13 protein-coding genes, 1 tRNA gene and 1 pseudogene are annotated in these 16,979 nt (G+C 69.3%); 8 read left to right on the top strand and 7 right to left on the bottom strand.

Annotation, left to right across the window (positions count from 1 at the left end; genetic code table 11):
* Positions 1 to 298: pseudogene (locus BN11_RS19190) on the top strand (IS1634 family transposase); the annotation flags it as partial.
* 89 nt (positions 299 to 387) lie between these two features.
* Here the strand turns inward: BN11_RS19190 and BN11_RS19185 are convergent.
* The 7 genes from BN11_RS19185 to BN11_RS19155 form a co-directional block, all read right to left on the bottom strand.
* Entirely contained in the window at positions 388 to 855 is a 468-nt protein-coding gene (locus BN11_RS19185) for an SRPBCC family protein (RefSeq protein WP_048699969.1), read from the bottom strand.
* A gap of 111 nt (positions 856 to 966) precedes the next feature.
* A complete protein-coding gene (locus tag BN11_RS19180) occupies positions 967 to 2,133 on the bottom strand; it encodes a DNA glycosylase AlkZ-like family protein (RefSeq protein ID WP_048699967.1) in 1,167 nt (388 codons plus the stop codon).
* The gene (locus BN11_RS19175; RefSeq protein WP_201329311.1) at positions 2,126 to 3,949 is read right to left on the bottom strand and encodes an ABC transporter ATP-binding protein; all 1,824 of its coding nucleotides are present in this window, start codon (positions 3,947 to 3,949) and stop codon (positions 2,126 to 2,128) included. The genes BN11_RS19180 and BN11_RS19175 overlap by 8 nt, the downstream gene beginning before the upstream one ends.
* Entirely contained in the window at positions 3,936 to 5,759 is a 1,824-nt protein-coding gene (locus BN11_RS19170) for an ABC transporter ATP-binding protein (protein ID WP_048699966.1), read from the bottom strand. Before BN11_RS19170 ends, BN11_RS19175 begins: the two co-directional genes overlap by 14 nt.
* Before the next feature lie 70 nt (positions 5,760 to 5,829).
* On the bottom strand, positions 5,830 to 7,353 hold the full coding sequence (locus BN11_RS19165) for an ATP-dependent DNA ligase (protein WP_048701992.1): 1,524 nt from the start codon (positions 7,351 to 7,353) through the stop codon (positions 5,830 to 5,832).
* A gap of 71 nt (positions 7,354 to 7,424) precedes the next feature.
* Positions 7,425 to 7,562 (bottom strand): CGNR zinc finger domain-containing protein, encoded by a 138-nt coding sequence (locus tag BN11_RS22125; protein ID WP_083433890.1) that lies wholly within the window; start codon positions 7,560 to 7,562, stop codon positions 7,425 to 7,427.
* Between the two features lie 644 nt (positions 7,563 to 8,206).
* Positions 8,207 to 8,290: transfer RNA gene (locus tag BN11_RS19155), tRNA-Leu, on the bottom strand.
* 118 nt (positions 8,291 to 8,408) lie between these two features.
* Here BN11_RS19155 and BN11_RS19150 point away from each other — a divergent pair.
* The 7 genes from BN11_RS19150 (at position 8,409) to BN11_RS19120 (ending at position 16,943) form a co-directional block, all read left to right on the top strand.
* Entirely contained in the window at positions 8,409 to 9,329 is a 921-nt protein-coding gene (locus tag BN11_RS19150) for a pirin family protein (RefSeq protein WP_048699963.1), read from the top strand.
* 13 nt (positions 9,330 to 9,342) lie between these two features.
* Positions 9,343 to 12,009, top strand: a complete 2,667-nt coding sequence (locus tag BN11_RS24835; protein ID WP_048701990.1) for a DEAD/DEAH box helicase — start codon at positions 9,343 to 9,345, stop codon at positions 12,007 to 12,009.
* A gap of 512 nt (positions 12,010 to 12,521) precedes the next feature.
* Positions 12,522 to 13,613: an ATP-dependent DNA ligase gene (locus BN11_RS19140; RefSeq protein ID WP_048699962.1), complete on the top strand. Its 1,092-nt coding sequence runs from the start codon at positions 12,522 to 12,524 to the stop codon at positions 13,611 to 13,613.
* Between the two features lie 107 nt (positions 13,614 to 13,720).
* Entirely contained in the window at positions 13,721 to 14,203 is a 483-nt protein-coding gene (locus BN11_RS19135; protein WP_048699960.1) for a hypothetical protein, read from the top strand.
* A gap of 34 nt (positions 14,204 to 14,237) precedes the next feature.
* Positions 14,238 to 15,545 carry a M20/M25/M40 family metallo-hydrolase gene (locus BN11_RS19130; RefSeq protein ID WP_048699957.1) on the top strand — a complete coding sequence of 436 codons (1,308 nt, stop codon included), beginning with the start codon at positions 14,238 to 14,240 and terminating at the stop codon, positions 15,543 to 15,545.
* Positions 15,546 to 15,595: 50 nt separating this feature from the next.
* The gene (locus BN11_RS23150; RefSeq protein ID WP_048699956.1) at positions 15,596 to 15,952 is read left to right on the top strand and encodes a hypothetical protein; all 357 of its coding nucleotides are present in this window, start codon (positions 15,596 to 15,598) and stop codon (positions 15,950 to 15,952) included.
* 139 nt (positions 15,953 to 16,091) lie between these two features.
* Positions 16,092 to 16,943 carry an undecaprenyl-diphosphate phosphatase gene (locus tag BN11_RS19120; RefSeq protein ID WP_048699955.1) on the top strand — a complete coding sequence of 284 codons (852 nt, stop codon included), beginning with the start codon at positions 16,092 to 16,094 and terminating at the stop codon, positions 16,941 to 16,943.
* Positions 16,944 to 16,979: the final 36 nt, after the last annotated feature.

Here is a 16,979-nt window from a genome sequence, read left to right as displayed (position 1 = left end):
CTGGCAGGTCGAGGCGTCGTTCCGGATGTCCAAGAGCGACCTACGCGCCCGACCGATCTTCCACCACACCAAAGACGCGATCGAGGCCCACCTGACCATCGTCTTCGCCGCGCTGGCCATCTCCCGGCGCCTCCAAGACCAGACCGGCATGAGCATCAAGAAGATCGTGCGCGCGCTCCGCCCGATCCAGCAGATCACCATCACCATCGCCGGCCACCCCCACACCGCGGCCGACTCCCTCACTGACGCCGCCCGAGACATCCTCATCGCCACAGGCCACGAGCCCGCGACACACTAAATTGGCACGACTCGGGCCCGAGACCGCAGCCGGTCGGTGACCTGCGCTGCCGGCCTCGGGCCCGCCCGCGACGAAACTCGATGGAGGGGTTACGAGCCTGTCGCGGCCTCGTCGAGCTTGACGAGGGTGTCTTCGAGCTGGGCCTCGGTGACGAGCGGGAACTTCACCTTCTGAAGCAGCTCCTTGTCAGTCACCTTGGACCAGTCGTAGGTATGCCGGACTAACGTGCTGTCGGGGCCCTGGGGTTCCAGCTCCCAGACCCATTCCCACCCGGGCGGCTCGGTGCCGGCCGGCGCGGTTTGCCAGGCGAGCAGCGCGTTATCGGCGTAGCCGGTGACGTGATTGTCCGTCTGGTACTCACCGCCCATGTGCTCGCCTTCCATGTTCATGGTGAAGACGTCGCCGACGGCCTGGATGCGTTGGGCGCCGGCGTCGGAGCGGATGAAGCCGGATCCGTCGAGGTCGGCGTGCCGCAGCGGGTTGCTCAGGATGTCGAAGATGGCGGCGGTGGACGCGGGGATAACTCGCTCCACCGTGACTCGTGTGGTGTCTGTCATCCCTCGAATCTACGAACGATCCGCCCCGAAATGGGCCGCAGCGGCCTGTGGATTGGTGGGGGACACCCCTGCGGGTGACCCGGGATGCCGGCCTGCGGCTGGCGCAGGCGGCTAGGAGTGGCGGGCGATCGCGACGGTGCCGACCCGCACCCCGAGCGCCCGCTCGAGGCCGGCGACCGGAGCCGTGAGCAGGCTCTTGGTGGGTCGGGGCGTGCCGCGGAAATAACTGACGGTCAGCTCACGCCGGCCACCGGTCCCGGCGAGGGTCCAGTAACCGGTCAGCCGCCCGCGAACGAGCAGCGGCGCGAGGAGGAGGCCGTTCTCCTGCCGCCACAGGATGTCGTAATGGCGCGGGTCGACGAATCGGCCCCGGGCCGGTGGGTCGAACCCGCACAAAAGCGCGTCGAACTCGGGCAGCAGGGCGATCCCGGGGATGTCAGCGTCGCTGGGGGCGACGGGGGTCGTGAGGGTGACGTAGGTGCGCCCGTCTGGACCGGTCATGCTGTGCAGTTCTGCAGCCAGCCGCTGCAGGCCGGCGTCGATGGGGGTCAGTCCGACCCCCGACCACCAGGCGATGTCGTTGCGGCTCACCGGACCGTATGCCGTCAGGTGGCGCCGGATCATCGCCTCGACAGCCGCATCGGAGTCGGCGAGCAGTCGGGTGCGCTCGCCGATGTCGGCCGGCGTTAGCAGCGCGGACGCGGTCCGGTATCCCGGGGCGCCCTGCCCCGACCACGGACCCGACAGGGGCCGGCGCACCAGGCCCCCGTGACCGAAGCCGAAATAGCGTCCCGCGGTGGTCTCCAGCTGCGGCTGCCCCTGGGGGTCGTGCTCGGACATCCACGCGCCGAGGTGTTCGCGCAGCTGCGCCGGGGTGCGCCACTCGTCGCGGGCGTAGTCTTCGATGCCGGCGAAGATCTCGTCGAGACTCGTCGCGACGGGGCGCAGAAAGCGGTGATAGAGCGCCCGTTGCCCGATGCGGGTCGTGGCCTCGAGCAGCGGATGGTCGGCTGCGGTGGAGGTGTGCACCGTGCCGCGCAGGTTGCTGCCACGCAGAATCCGGTGCTCCTCGTATGCCGCGGTGATCACTTCGTGGGTCACGCCGGGCAGGCGGGCCGCGATTCCGATGAAGGCGGCCCGAGCGTTCTGCGTCTGTAGCGGTCCGACCCCCTGCAGCAGGTCGACGACGTCGGCGACACCCGGTGTCCGGCTGGGTGGCTCGGGAAACTGCCGCCGCAAGGCGTGCGCGGCCAGGTCCTCCCAGGTGACCTCAGGCATAGGCGCCGGCCCGGATGGTGTAGAGCTCGGAATACAACCCGCCCTGGGCCATCAGGGCCTCGTGACTGCCGACCTCAGCCACCCTGCTGCCGTCGAGGACGACAATCAGGTCGGCCATCCTGACCGTCGAGAAGCGGTGTGAGACAAGGATGGTGACACGCCCCGTGTCGTTCTCACTGCGCGCTCCGGCCGTGAACTGTTCGAAGATCGCGTGCTCGGTCTCGGCGTCGAGGGCGGCGGTCGGCTCGTCGAGCATCAGCAGCAGCGGTTCGTGACGCATATAGCCCCTGGCGAGGGCGAGCTTCTGCCACTGACCGAAGCTGACGTCGACACCGTCGTCCCAGGACGGACCCAACTGGGTGTCGAGTCCGCCGGCGAGCTGGTCCACGACCGGCGTGGCACCGGCCCGCTCGACGGCTGCCGCGACGGCCGGCCGATCGTCGAGGCGGGGGAGGTCACCGAGCCCTACGGTCGTGTGAGCACGGAACTCCAGCCGGGCGAAGTCCTGGAAGGCGCCGCTGATCCGCTCGCGCCAGCCGCGCAGGTCGAGAGCGGACAGGTCAGTGCCGTCGACCGTGATACGCCCGGCGGTGGGGTCGTACATGCGGGCCAACAGCTTGACCAGGGTCGACTTGCCGGCACCGTTCTCGCCGACGACCGCGACCACGCTGCCGGCCGGCAGGTGCAGGTCGACGCCGTCCAGGACCCGGCGGGTGGTGCCGGGATAGGCGAAGCCCACCCCGTCGAACCGGATGCCGTCGGTGAGCCGGTCGGGCGGGGCCTGCGTGCCCGTGCCTGCGGTGCTCTGCGCGAAGTCCTCCAGCCACGCCAGCCGCTTGGCCGAGTCGAGCCAGATCCCGCGCAGGAAGCCGAGTTCGCCGACGGCCGAGCCGACGTATGCCGTCAGCCGGCTCCCCGCGGTGAGCACCAGCACGATGGACGCGGCGGTGACGCCGGGCCGGTGGGCGATCCAGGCCACGGCCCCGACGAAGGCGACGCCGAAGATTGCCCAGGTCAGAGCAAGCCATGCGGCCGTGACGAGGCTGGCCGCGCGCTGCGGCGCGAACCACGATTCCCAGGCCCGGCGACGCCGGGCCCGCAGGTCGTCCTGGTTGCCGGTCACCCGGATCTCCTTGCCGGGCCCGGCGCTGGTGCCCAGGAGGAAGAGGTGACGGCCGAGGCGTCCGTGGGGGGCGACCGCTTCCTCGGCTGCCTTCTCGACCTTCGGACGCCAGGTGGCCACGACGAGCAGGGGTAGCGCGGCCAGGAGCAGGAGCAGCAGTGCTGGGTGGATCGTGGCGAGGAGGACCGAGACGAAGGCCAGCCGGACGAACCAGCCCACCATGGTGAAGATCGAGGCGAAGAGGTGATCGAGGGCGAAGACGCCGGTGCGCAACACGGCGATCCGGTCGAGATAGCCGGGCCGCTCATGGTGTTCGAGGGTGGCGACCTTGGCCTGCAAGGTCGCGACGTGGCCTTGGAAATAGATATTGAGCCGGTCACCGAGACGGCGTTTGGTGCGCCCGAGCGTGACCTGCAGCGCCCAGGTGGCGGTGGCCGAGGCAGCCAGGCCGAGGGCGCCAAGCAGGAGGTCGTCGCGGTCGTGGTTGACGATGCCGCGCGTGATCAGGGCCAGCCAGACGGCGACGAGGACATCCGGCAGGGCCTCGAGCACGGTCATCGCGAGCGAGGCGCTGAGCAACTTCGGCTCCGCCCGGTAGCCGTGCCGCACGATGCGCAGCATCGACGGCCAGCCGGCCGGCATCGGCTCGAGTTCCTGTTCCGCGGTCGTGGCGGTGGGCTCAGAGCGACTCATAGACGACCTCTTCTCCCTCGTCGTCGAGTTCGACGAAGCGGCTGGCCTGCACGTCGTACATCGTCCGGTAGCGACCGCCGAGCGCAACCAGTTCGTCGTGGCTGCCGACCTCGACCGCGCGGCCCTCCTCGACGACGCAGATGTGGTCGACCTGCCGGACGGTGGAGAACCGGTGCGAGATGAGGATCGTCGTGGCGTGCGCCGTGGCATCCAGGACCCGGGAGAAGATCTCCGCCTCGCCGCGGACGTCGAGCATCGCGGTCGGCTCGTCGAGGAGCACGACATCCGCGCCCGCCTCGACCTTGGCGATCGCGCGCGCCAGGGCGATCCGTTGCCATTGCCCGCCGGAGACGTCGATTCCGCCGGGATAGCCCTTGGCCATGGGCGTATCCAGCCCGGCCAGCCTGTCGGCGCCTGCCGCGGCGAGGGCGGCGCTCGCGGCGGCGTCCTCGCCACCGAGCGGCATGACATTGTCGCGCAGCGGTAACTCGTAGCGCACGAAATCCTGGAAGACGGCCGCCAGTTCGCTGCGCCACTGCGCGATCGGTAGCTCCCGCAGGTCCACCCCGTCGATGCGGATGGCGCCCGCCTGCGGGTCATAGAGGCGGCACAGGAGTTTGGCGATCGTCGTCTTGCCGGCCCCATTGATCCCCACGATCGCGAAGCTGGACCCGGCGGGGATGGTCAGGTCGAAGTCGCGCAGCACCGGCCGGTCGGTGCCGGGATAGGCGAACGTGACCTTCTCGAAGCGGATCTCCGGGGCACCGCGCCGGGGAGGTGGCGACCGGTCGCCGGGCCGCGGGGCCGGGGTGACGAGGGACCCAGCGGCGTGCATCTCGGGTTCGAGGGCCTCCAACGCCATGACCGGCGCGGACGCCACGTCCATCGCCCACGACAACCCGCCGAAGGCGATCAGGCTCGCGCCGAACGCAGCCCCGGCGAAGGTGACCGTCTGCTGGAGAGTCAGAGCGCCGGCATACGCATCTCGGGCGATCATGAAAAGTAGGAAACCGTTGGCGCACAACACAATCACCAGCGCTCCGAGGAGCGAGCGTTCGCGGAGGCGGGTGGCGGCATACTGCAACTCGTGCAACCGCAACCGGTTGGTGCGGAAGCGCTCCAGCAACCAGTCGTCGAAGCCAAACAACCGCACCTCCTTAGCCGCCGCAGGCTCGGTGGCCAAGGTGTAGGCATAGTCGGTATGCCGGCGGGCCGACTTGACCTCGTCGGTGTTGCGATCGCGCCAGACGCCGCTCTCGCGCAGCAGCCAGTGCGTCGATCCCCACGCGGCGAGGAGCAGCAGGGGCGCCCACCACGAATAGCCGAACAGCACCAGCGCCGAGGCGACGCCGGCCAGCAACAGCACGACGCTGCCGGCGACGAAGTCCATGTTGATGAACATCGGCGGCCCGGTCATGCCCAGGTCGAAGTCGCGCGCCGTGGTCAGGTCGTTGCTCAAGTCGCCGCGCTCGAGATGGCCGATGCCGTCGGGCTCGAGGGTGGCCGTGAGCAGCCGTTCGTTGAGTTCGTTGCTCAGGCGATGGCCGAGCAGGGTGCCGATCACCTGATGCAGCGGTGGGGCCACCTGGGCGGCGACGAAGAGGATCCCGAAGGCGGTCAGCGGCGTGGTCAGATCGGAACCGGCGGCGACGGCCCCGACCAACCAGCCGGTGCAGACGGCCAGCGCCGCCGGCAGCAGGGAGCGCAGCGCGAGCAGTGCCCACCACACGGCGGAGAGGCCGGGCACGGCTCGGGTCATCGTGACGAAGAAGCGCCACGACGGCCGCTGCGTCAACTGGGTCCGTGCCATGTCGATGACCGTAGGGCACGGCGCCGACAACCCTCTAGAACATTTGGGAAGCGCGGACCGGTCGGCGTCGTCACCAGCCGCGTAGTGACCGCACCGTCTCGATGGTGTCGGCCTGGTCGGCGCTCTTGTCATCCCGGTAGCGCAGCACCCGGGCGAACCGCAGCGCCATACCGCCGGGGTAGCGCGAACTCTTCTGGATGCCGTCGAAAGCGATCTCGACCACCTGCTCGGGCCGGACGTGGACGGTGTAGGAGTCGCGGTGGGTCTCCAACTCCAGGAAGCGCTCGGTCTGCCAGGCCAGCATCGCGTCGGTCATCCCCTTGAACGTCTTGCCGAGCATGACGAATCCGCCGGTGTCCGGGTCGCGTGCGCCGAGGTGGATGTTCGACAGGGTGCCGCGCCGGCGGCCGCTGCCCCACTCGACGGCCAGGACGACGAGGTCGAGGGTATGCCGCGGTTTGACCTTGACCCAGCCCGCGCCGCGCCGGCCCGCGGCATACGGGCTGGCGGGGTCCTTGACCATGACACCTTCGTGGCCGGCCGCGACTTGCGCGGCGAAGAAGGACTCGGCGTCCGCGGGGGAGTCGGTGGTGATCCGGACCATGCGCGCCGGCTCGGGCAGCAGGGCGTCGAGGCGCGAAATCCGCTCGGCCAGTGGTCGATCGAGCAGATCCTCCCCGTCGAGGTGCAGCACGTCGAAGAAGCTCGTGGACAGGGGTGTGCTGAGCCTGAGCGTCTCCGGGTCAGCGCTGGACGCCGTCCGTGACCCCGTTACCTGGAAGGGCGCGGGGCGGCCGTCGGGGCGCATCGCGATGGTCTCGCCGTCGAGGACCACCCGGTCGCAGGGGAGCGCGGCGACAAGCTCGACGACCTCGGGCAGCCGGTCGGTGATCTCGTCGAGGGAGCGGGTGAAGAGGCGCACGTCGGCGCCGGCCTTGTGCGCCTGCAGCCGTATGCCGTCGATCTTCCGTTCGATGAAGACGTCCGCCCCATCCCGGAATGCGCCCGCGATGTCCGGCGAACTGCCCGCGAGCATCGGACGGAGCGGGCGCAGGACCTCGAGGGTCATCGCCGCGAGCGCGTCGACACCGCCCGACAGGGCGGCTTGCGCAACCGGTGCCGCGAAGCCGCTGAGCATGACCGCCCGCTGCACGGCCGCCAGCGGCACGTCCGCGGCCTTGGCGATGGCCGCGAGCATCACGCCGTCCTGCGCGCCCTGCCGCACGCCACCGAGCATGAGTCCGCGCAGGTATTCCTGTTCGGGCCCCGTCGCCCGGGCGAGCAGGTGCGACACCACTGCGCGTCGACTGGCAACCGAGCCCGAGCCCCCCGCGGTGGCCAGGGCGTCAAAGGCGGCATCGACATCCACGAGGGTCAATGACGCGTCGGCTGCCGGTGCCGGAAGGTCCGACAATCCGCGCCAGCCCACCCCGAGGCGACGTTGCGGCAGCACATTGGAGAGGTATGCGGCCGCCAGACCCACCTCCTCCGGACCGGCGGCCTGGAGAGCCTCGGCGACCAGGGCGATCTTGGCGTTGCGCGCCGATGTGGCGACGAGGGCGTTCGAGGTCGCGACAAGGTGAGACAACTGCATACCGCCGATTGTGTCCTGTGCCGCCGACACGCGCCCGAGCCATTCCGGCGTGAGCATCGGGGTGGCAGTGGTCAGTCAGCCCGCTGCGCCCGGTCGCGACCCCGCTGGTAATGGGCCCGGACTCGATTGCGGTTGCCGCAATCGTCGGCCGGGCACCAGCGACGGTTGCGCTGCCGCGAAGTGTCGACGAAGACATCTCGTGGGCCCACCCTTTGGCGCCTTCCTGTTCGCTGCCGCCGCCTCGGTCGCCTCCTTCACCAGCGCGGGGGCTTTCGCTCTGGCGGGTCTGGCGGCGTTCCTGCTTCCCCAGCTCCTGCCCACTGCGGCCGAGCGGGGCCACGAGCACGGGACCGTCGCCGGTGTGGGCCGTAGCATCGCTGGCGGTGGTCCCACTTCTGGCACCACGACTTGCTGCGCCGCGTGGCGTTCATCTCCGCGTCGATCAACTTCTTCAGCGCCGCGACCAGCGGGTTGCCGGTCCTGCTCGTGACCGGGCCGATCGGGGTGCCGCCGGAAATGTTCGGTCTCTTCATCGCGGTTCCCGCCGCGGGGGCGATCGTCGGGTCCCTCGCGGCCGAGCGAGTCGTGCCCGCTGTCGGTGGGGGACCCATCACCTGGCTTGCCGCACTGGTCCCCGCCGCCAGTTTCGCCGCCCTCGGGCTGACCTCGAACGTGCCCGTGATCCTCATCGCCGAGTTCCTGGCCGCGGTCGCCAGTTCGCTCAACCAGATCGTGGTCAGCACCCTGCGCCAAGCCGCCGTCCCCGACGCACTGCTCGGGCGAGTGACGGCCGCCTACCAGCCGTCACCTCGACATTTCGATGCGTCCGGTCTCCTCGAAGCTGTCACGCGAGTGTCCGAGGGGGGACTTGAACCCCCATCCCCTTGCGAGGACTAGCACCTCAAGCTAGCGCGTCTGCCAATTCCGCCACCCGGACGAGGTGTGATGAGGCGCTGGGGAGCGCCGCACCGAAGGGAGAGGTTAGCACGCGGTTCGGGTGCTTCCCTAACCGGCGAGGGAGCACCCGTGTACCGGGCGTGGGTACCCTCGCTGTCATGCAGGTCCTGGAGCCTCGGGAGGTCCCGCTCGGCGGGCTGCGGGCGATGCTCGTGCGCCGCACGCTGCCGCACCGCGACCGGTCGTTCGTCGGTGCCTGGTGCTTCGCGGACCACTACGGCCCCACGCGAGTTGGCGCGGACGGGCCGGGCATGGACGTGGCGCCCCATCCGCATACCGGCCGGCAAACCGTCTCCTGGCTCTTCGACGGGGAGATCGAGCACCGCGACAGCGGCGGCTTCCATGCGCTCGTGCGTCCGGGCGAGATCAACTTGATGACCGCTGGTCGCGGCGTCGCGCACTCGGAGGTCTCGACCCCGACGACCGAGGTGCTGCACGGCGTCCAGCTCTGGGTCGCCCTGCCCGAGGAGGCCCGCCACGTCGAGCGGACCTTCGAGCACCACGCCGCCTCGGTCATGGAGCTGCCCGCCGGCGCCGGCGCCGCCCGCGTCTTCCTCGGCGAACTGCGCGACATCGCCGCCTCACCCGTCCACACCTTCACGCCGCTCCTCGGCGCGCAACTCGACCTCACCCCCGGCGCCGAGGTCACGATCACCCTCGACCCGGCATACGAACACGGCGTGCTCCTCGACACCGGCGACCTGCGGGTGGACGGAGCCGAACTGCATACCGGCTCGCTCGCGTGCCTCGATGCCGGGCCCGCCAGCCTGCGCCTCGTCACCGACCAGGGTGCGCGGCTGGTCCTGTTGGGCGGCAAGCCGTTCGAAGAAGAGATCGTCATGTGGTGGAACTTCGTCGGCCGCAGCCACGAGGAGGTCGCGACCCTGCGCGAGGAGTGGGAGGCGGGCAGCGAACGCTTCGGCACAGTGCAGGGGTATGCCGGTGCTAGGCCCCGCATCCCCGCCCCACCGCTGCCCGGTGGCCGGCTGCGGCCGCGTGGCCGCCTCCGCCGCGCGTGATGCAATAGGCGGCATGCCTGCACCCTTGCGCGATATCGCCACCGCGGCGAACGCCGACGAGGTGCTCGAGCGCTTCGAGGAGTGGGCGAGCGGGCGCGGCATCCGGCTGTATCCGGCGCAGGAGGAGGCCGTCCTCACCCTCCTCACCGGGGCCAACGTCATCCTGGCCACGCCGACCGGGTCGGGGAAGTCGCTCGTCGCGGTCGCCGCGCACGCCACCGCGATGGCGGCGGGGGAGCGCAGCTGGTACACCGCCCCGATCAAAGCCCTTGTGTCGGAGAAGTTCTTCGACCTGATCCAGATCTTCGGTGCCGACAACGTCGGGATGCTCACGGGCGACGCCGCCGTCAACGCCGATGCGCCCATCATCTGCGCCACGGCCGAGGTACTCGCGAATCAAGCTCTGCGCGAACGCGATCGCGCCGACATCGGTCTCGTCGTCATGGACGAGTTCCACTTCTATGCCGAGCCGGACCGCGGGTGGGCGTGGCAGGTGCCATTGCTGCTGCTCCCGCGCACCCAGTTCCTCCTGATGTCCGCCACCCTGGGCGACACGACCTTCTTCGAGGAGGATCTGACGCGCCGCAACGGCCGCGACACTGTCGCGATCACGTCGGCCGAGCGTCCGGTGCCGCTGCACTTCGACTGGGTTCTCACCCCGATCCACGAGACGATCGAGGACCTGCTGCACGAAGGGCGCGCGCCGATCTACGTCGTGCACTTCACCCAGCAGGCGGCCGTCGAGCGCGCCCAGGCGCTGATGTCGGTCAACGTCTCGACGAGCGCGGAGAAGGAGGAGATCAAGCGGCTCGTGGGCGGATTCCGGTTCGGCAAGGGGTTCGGTATGACGCTCAAACGCCTTGTCCTGCATGGCATCGGCGTCCACCACGCGGGGATGTTGCCGAAATACCGGCGCCTCGTCGAGACCCTCGCCCAGGCCGGCCTGCTCAAGGTCGTGTGCGGCACCGACACGCTCGGCGTCGGGATCAACGTCCCGATCCGCAGCGTCCTGCTCACGTCGCTGACGAAGTACGACGGGCGCCGCCAACGGGTGCTCCGCGCGCGGGAGTTCCATCAGATCGCCGGGCGGGCCGGGCGGGCCGGCTACGACACGGAAGGTTTCGTCGTCGTCCAAGCACCCGAGCACCTCATCGAAAACCATCGGGCCCTGCTCAAGGCCGGTGACGACCCGAAGAAGCGTCGCAAAGTGCAGCGCAAGGGTCCGCCGGAGGGGCAGCTCAGCTACACCGAGGGGACATATGACCGGCTCGTCGCCGCCCCGCCCGAACCGCTGCGCTCCCGCATGCGCGTCACGCACGGACTTGTTCTCAACCTCCTCGACGAGGTCGAGGGTCAGGGTGAGGCGATGCGAATCGTGTTGGAGGACAACCACGAAGAGGCTGTCTCGCAGTCCCGGCTCGTGGTCCGCGCCGCGCAGATCATCGCCTCCCTGGAAAAGGCGGACGTCGTTGCGCCGGTGCCCGGGGCCGAGGGCTTCGAGGTCACCGTGCCGGTGCCCGACGCAGCCGGGGTCCTGGACGAGCCGGACGAACAACGCGTCGCCGAGCTCGAGATCGAGGCCGGCGCCGCGGCCGACGGCGTCGACGATCCCGATGTCGAGGAGGTGACCAGCGCCGACCCGCTCGACGTGCGCGGGACGCTCGCCACCGCATACGAAATCGTCGACGACCTCCAGGACGGCTTTGCCCTCAACCAGCCCCTCTCGGCCTTCGCCCTCGCCGTCCTGGACGTCCTCGACGAGACCGAACCCGACTACGCCCTCGACGTCGTCAGCGTCATCGAGGCGACCCTCGAGGACCCACGGCAGGTGCTGATGGCGCAGCAGTTCGCGGCACGGGGCGAGGCGGTCGCCCAGATGAAGGCGGACGGCCTGGAATACGAAGAACGGCTCGAGTTGCTCGATGACGTCAGCTGGGCGAAACCGTTGCAGGAGTTGCTGACCGACGCCTTTGCGATCTATCGCCAGAGCCACCCGTGGGTCTACGAGGTCGACCTGTCGCCCAAGTCCGTCGTCCGCGAGATGTACGAGCACGCGATGACCTTCGGTGAGTACGTCGGGCGCTACCAGCTCGGCCGGGCCGAAGGCATCCTGTTGCGTTATCTCTCGGACGCCTATCGCGCGCTGCGGCAGACGGTTCCGCTCGGCTACCGCGATGACGAGTTGGACGACGTCATCGAATGGCTCGGCGAACTGATCCGCCAGACCGACTCGAGTCTGGTCGATGAGTGGGAGTCCCTGATGAACCCCGCCGACGCGGGGCCGGAGGTGCGGCCGGAGACCAGCCGGGCGCTGTCGGCGAACCCCCGCGCGCTGCGCGTCATGGTCCGCAAGGCGATGTTCCGGCGCGTCGAACTCCTTGCGCTGCAGCGGTATGCCGCGCTGGCTGCCTTGGCTGGTCCGCTCACCGAAGCGCAATGGCGCGAGGCGGGCGAGGACTATTTCGCCGAATACGACCACCTGGGCACCGGGGCGGACGCGCGTGGCCCGGCATACCTGCGGATCGAGGAGGAACCGGAGGAGTGGGTCGTGACCCAGATCCTCGAGGACCCCGACGGTGATCGCGACTGGCGCCTCACGGCCACCCTGGACCTGGCCGAGACCGACGCCGCCGGCGAACCGGTTTGGACACGCATGGACCTCGGGCCTGCCACGAGGTAGGGCCACCGGGCCATGCCGTCAACGGCCTTCATTCCCTCCCGACTGGGCTCGCTGGAGAACGGCGCATGGTGCCCGTCCGCCCCGGCCGTGTGAACCCAACGCCTTCGTAGGCTGCGCCCAAGCGACTTGTCCGGGGGTAGGCGTACAGAACCGTTCCACGGGCGTCTGCGTCCGCAAGGATCGCGCGGGCAAGCGGGCGGAAGTGACCCTCGTGGCGCGGCCGGGCAAGGGCGTCGCCGAGCTTCGCCCCACCTCGATAGTCCGTCATCTTGCACGCGGCGAACGATGAGTGCCTCGCACTGACCCAGTAGGAAATCCCCCGGCGCGCACGCCGGAAGTTGAGGCAGAGCGCCGTGGGTAGATAGCCAGCCAGGCAAGGGCATAGCGGTGGGCGAGCCCTGCGGGAAGACGCTGGAAGTGCTGGGGTGCGTCGGTTGTCATCATGACGTGAGCATGACCATGGCCACTGACAGCCTCCGCGCACTGACCCCGGCCCCGCCTATGGTTTCGCCATGGACCTACCCGTCATGCCGCCCGTGCAGCCGATGCTCGCCAAGTCCGCGGGCGGCATACCCGACCCGGCGAAGTTCGACGGTGGCTTGAGCTTCGAGCCGAAGTGGGACGGGTTCCGGTGCCTGGTCTTCAAGGACGGCGACGAGGTAGAGCTGGCCTCTCGCAACACCAAGTCCCTAGCCCGCTACTTCCCGGAAGTCGTTGCCGCACTGCGGGATTGCCTGCCCGATAAGGTGGTGTTGGACGGTGAGATCTTCGTGGCCGTCGGGGATCGGCTGGAGTTCGAGGTGCTGCAGGAGCGCATCCACCCCGCCGCCTCGCGGATCAAGCTGCTCAGCGAGCAGACCCCGGCGCAATACGTCGCCTTCGACCTGCTCGCCCTCGCCGAGGAGGACCTCATGGCGAAGCCCTTCGCCGAGCGTCGCGCCGAACTGGTCGCTGTCCTGACCGCCCCCAGCGACACCGTCCACATCACCCGGACGACCACCGACCCCGCCATCGCGCAGGAATGGTTCGAGACCTTCGAGGGCGCCGGGCTCGACGGGGTGGTCGCCAAGCCGCTGGGCGCGGCCTATGTCCCCAACGCCCGCTCGATGATCAAGATCAAGCAGGCCCGCACGGCCGATGTCGTCCTCGCCGGTTATCGGCTGCACAAGAACTCCACCGCGGCCGAGCCACTGCTGGGCTCACTGCTGCTCGGGCTGTATGACGACGAGGGCCACCTCGCGCACATCGGTGTCAGCGCGTCCTTCACCGCCGCCAAACGCAAAAGCCTTCTCGCAGAACTGAAACCACTGGAGGAGGGTGTCGACGATCATCCATGGGGCGAGTGGGCCCAGTGGATGATCGCCAACCCCGACCGCGTGCCCGGCACTGGCAGCCGGTGGAGCGCCGGCAAGGACCTCTCCTTCGTGCCGCTGCGTCCGGAGCGCGTCCTCGAAGTCGGCTACGACCACATGGAAGGGCGACGGTTCCGGCATACCGCCCAGTTCAAGCGGTGGCGCCCGGACCGGGACCCGGCCAGCTGCACCTACGACCAGCTCGAGGAAGTCGCCCGCTACGACCTCGCCGCGATCCTGCGGCCGGAGTGACGCGACGCGCGGACAAACCGGGGCCGGGAACCGGACTGCCCGCCGCGCCGTCTAGGGTTGCGGTGCGGGCCGAACGGCGGCCCGACAGAGATCTCAGGGGGAGAAGAATGACCACCCGACGCACCAAGCTGGCCTCCATCGCGATGGCGGGCATGCTCGCCCTCGCTGCCTGTGGAGGCGGCGACAGTGGATCGTCCAGCACCACGCCCGCCGCCGCCGGCTCCACGAGCGCGAGCGCGCCGGCGTCCACCTCCGCGGCATCCTCGAGTTCGGCCGGTTCGGCGAGCGGCTCGGGATCGTATGACGCGGCAGGGTGCGCGGCCGTCGGGCAGTCCCTCATGGACATCGCCAATGTCGCGCTCGATTCGCTGACCGGGGATTTCAGCCAGGCCGACTTCGACAAGGCCTTCCCCGGCGGCGTCGTCGACAAATTCCCCAAGGACCTGCAGGCCGGCTACACCGAACTGGAGACCCTCGCCAAGGACCTCATCGGCAAGTCGCAGACCGAAGCCATGGAGGCCAGCCAGGCCTTCTCGACGAAGATCAGCGACTACACCAACCAGGTGAGCAAGGCCTGCATCCCGTCCTGACGACATCGATGACCACCTCGACCCAGGAGCCAGCATGAACGCAGCCGATGAGGTCGCCCGGATCTGTCAGGAACTGATCCGGATCGACTCCAGCAACTACGGCGACGGCAGCGGGCCTGGGGAGGCCGAAGCGGCTGCGTATGTCGTGGCCCAGCTTCGCGAGGTCGGTCTCGATCCGCAGGTGGTCGAGTCCGAGCCGGGCCGCGCGAGTGTCTTCGTGCGGATCCCCGGTTCGGACTCGGCCCTGCAGGCGTTGTGCGTGCACGGGCACCTCGACGTCGTGCCCGCCCATGCCGCCGACTGGCAGGTCGAACCCTTCTCAGGCGAGGAACGCGACGGCTGCATCTGGGGACGGGGCGCTGTCGACATGAAGGGCATGGACGCGATGATGCTGGCCGTCGTCCGGGACCTGGTGCGCACCGGCACCAGCCCCCGGCGCGACCTGGTCATCGGCTTTTTCGCCGACGAGGAGGCCGGCGGCGTCTACGGCTCACAGTGGGTCGTGGCCAACCACCCGGAGTTCTTCGACGGCGTCACCGAAGCCATCAGCGAGGTTGGCGGCTACAGTGTCACCCTGCGCCGGGCCGACGGTAGCCAACAGCGCGCCTACCTGCTGCAGACCGCCGAGAAGGGCATCCTCTGGCTGCGCCTGACCGCGCGCGGTCGCGCCGGCCACGGGTCGGTGCCCAATGACGAAAACCCCATCGTCCGGCTCGCCCAGGCCATCGCCCGCATCGACGCGCATGACTGGCCGCAGGAGTTCATCCCCTCCGTCCAGGAACTCCTCGACGGGCTCTCGCGCATCACCGGCATTCCGAATACCGGTGACCTCGAGCCCCTCCTACAGCACCTCGGCGGGGCCGCCGGATTCGTCCGAGGTACGTTGCAGGACACTGCGAACCTGACGATGCTCGACGCCGGCTACAAGCACAACGTCATCCCGCAGGACGCCCACGCCTCCGTGGACTGCCGCTTCCTGCCCGGTCACTACGAGACCGTCATGAAGACCCTCAAAGAGCTCTGCGGTGATCACGTCGACATCGACATCCACCACGAGGACATCTCCCTCGACAGCCCCTTCGAAGGTGGGCTGGTCGAGGCCATGATCGCCGCGCTGCAGGCCGAGGACCCTGGCGCCGAGGTCCTGCCCTATTGCCTCTCCGGCGGCACCGACAACAAGGCCCTGTCCCGGCTCGGGATCACCGGCTATGGATTCGCCCCTCTGCAATTGCCTGCTGACCTGGATTTCGCGCCGATGTTCCACGGCATCGACGAGAGAGTGCCAGTGGAATCGTTGCGTTTCGGCACCCGCGTGCTGCACCGGCTCCTGACGTCCTACTAGCGCGCCACCGCGTAGTCAGCGGAGCCCGTCGGAGGCGCTACGGTTGAGCCATGGCTGACCCCCGCGCCGCCCTCGCGGCCCTCACCGCCGCCTTCGAACGTCACTTGGAAGCATGCGCTCAGCGGCGCGGAGAGGACGACCCGGCGGTGGTCGCCGCATACGACGACCTGGCGGACGCCTTCGAGGAGTATGACGACGCGCTGCTCGAGGCCTACGGCGAGATGACGCCCCTCGACGTCTACGCCGGCCCCGACGAGGACGAGTCGGACGACGAAGACGATGACGACGAGGAGGAGGACGACGCGGCGGAAGAGGACGACGACGCCGACGCCGACCAGCGCTACCTCGGGCTCGACGACGAGGATTTCGACGAGATCGAGGACGACGGCGAGACCCGCCCGACCTGAGCGTCGCCAGCGCTTGACGCCCGAGCCGGTAGAATTCTCAGTCGGCTCTCAGGGTCCTCTGGTCTCCTGGTGAGGCCGGAGCTCCACCGGTCGCCATCGGCGATCCCCGTCGTCCCCTGCCCCAAGAGGTTGCTGCTTCATGCTCAGCTATTTCGATGCCGTCGTGCTCGGCATCGTCGAAGGCTTGACCGAATTCCTGCCCGTCTCCTCGACAGGTCACCTCACGGTCGCCGAGAAGATGCTGGGCCTGCGGGTCGACGACAAGGCGGTCACGGCATACACCGTGATCATCCAGTTCGGTGCGATTGTGGCGACCTTCATCTACTTCGCGAAGAAGATCGCTCGGCTCTTCATGGCCTGGGTGCGCGGCCTGACCAACGCTGACGCGCGGGGTCACGACTACACGCTCGCGTGGGCCGTGATCGTCGGATCGATCCCGGTCGGGATCGCCGGCTTCCTCGGCAAGGACCTGATCGCGGGCCCGCTGCGCAACCTGTGGGTCGTCGCGGCCGCGCTGGTGCTCTGGAGCGCGGTCATGGTCTGGGCCGAGAAACGTCACGACGCGCTGGAGGCCGCCGGCGACCAGCGCGGCGAGGGCCAGGTCACGATGCGCGACGGCATCATGATCGGCCTGATGCAATGCTTCTCGTTGATCCCCGGCGTCTCCCGGTCGGGGGCAACCATCTCGGCGGGTCTGCTGCGGGGCATCGACCGGGTCACCGCCACCGAGCTGAGCTTCTTCATGGCCATCCCGGCGCTGACGGCCGGCGGTGTCTTCGAGGCGTTGCAGGAGCGCGACACCCTCGGCAACCTCGGTTTCGGGCAGATGGCGGTGGGTATGCTCGTCGCCTTCGTCGTCGCGTATGCCTCGATCGCGTGGCTGCTGAAGTTCGTCGCCACCAACTCCCTGATGGCCTTCGTCAGCTATCGCGTCGTCGCCGGCCTCGCCCTGGCCGCCGCGCTCGGCGTCGGCTGGATCGCCGCCACCTGAGCGGAGAACGTCGTGGGGTGACTATGTCGGGGTCCC

The organism is Nostocoides australiense Ben110 (genome assembly GCF_001050535.1).
GTDB classification, from domain to species: domain Bacteria; phylum Actinomycetota; class Actinomycetes; order Actinomycetales; family Dermatophilaceae; genus Nostocoides_A; species Nostocoides_A australiense.
The sequence above is the reverse complement of the archived record's forward strand: the minus strand, read 5'-3'. Positions and strand labels throughout refer to the sequence as shown.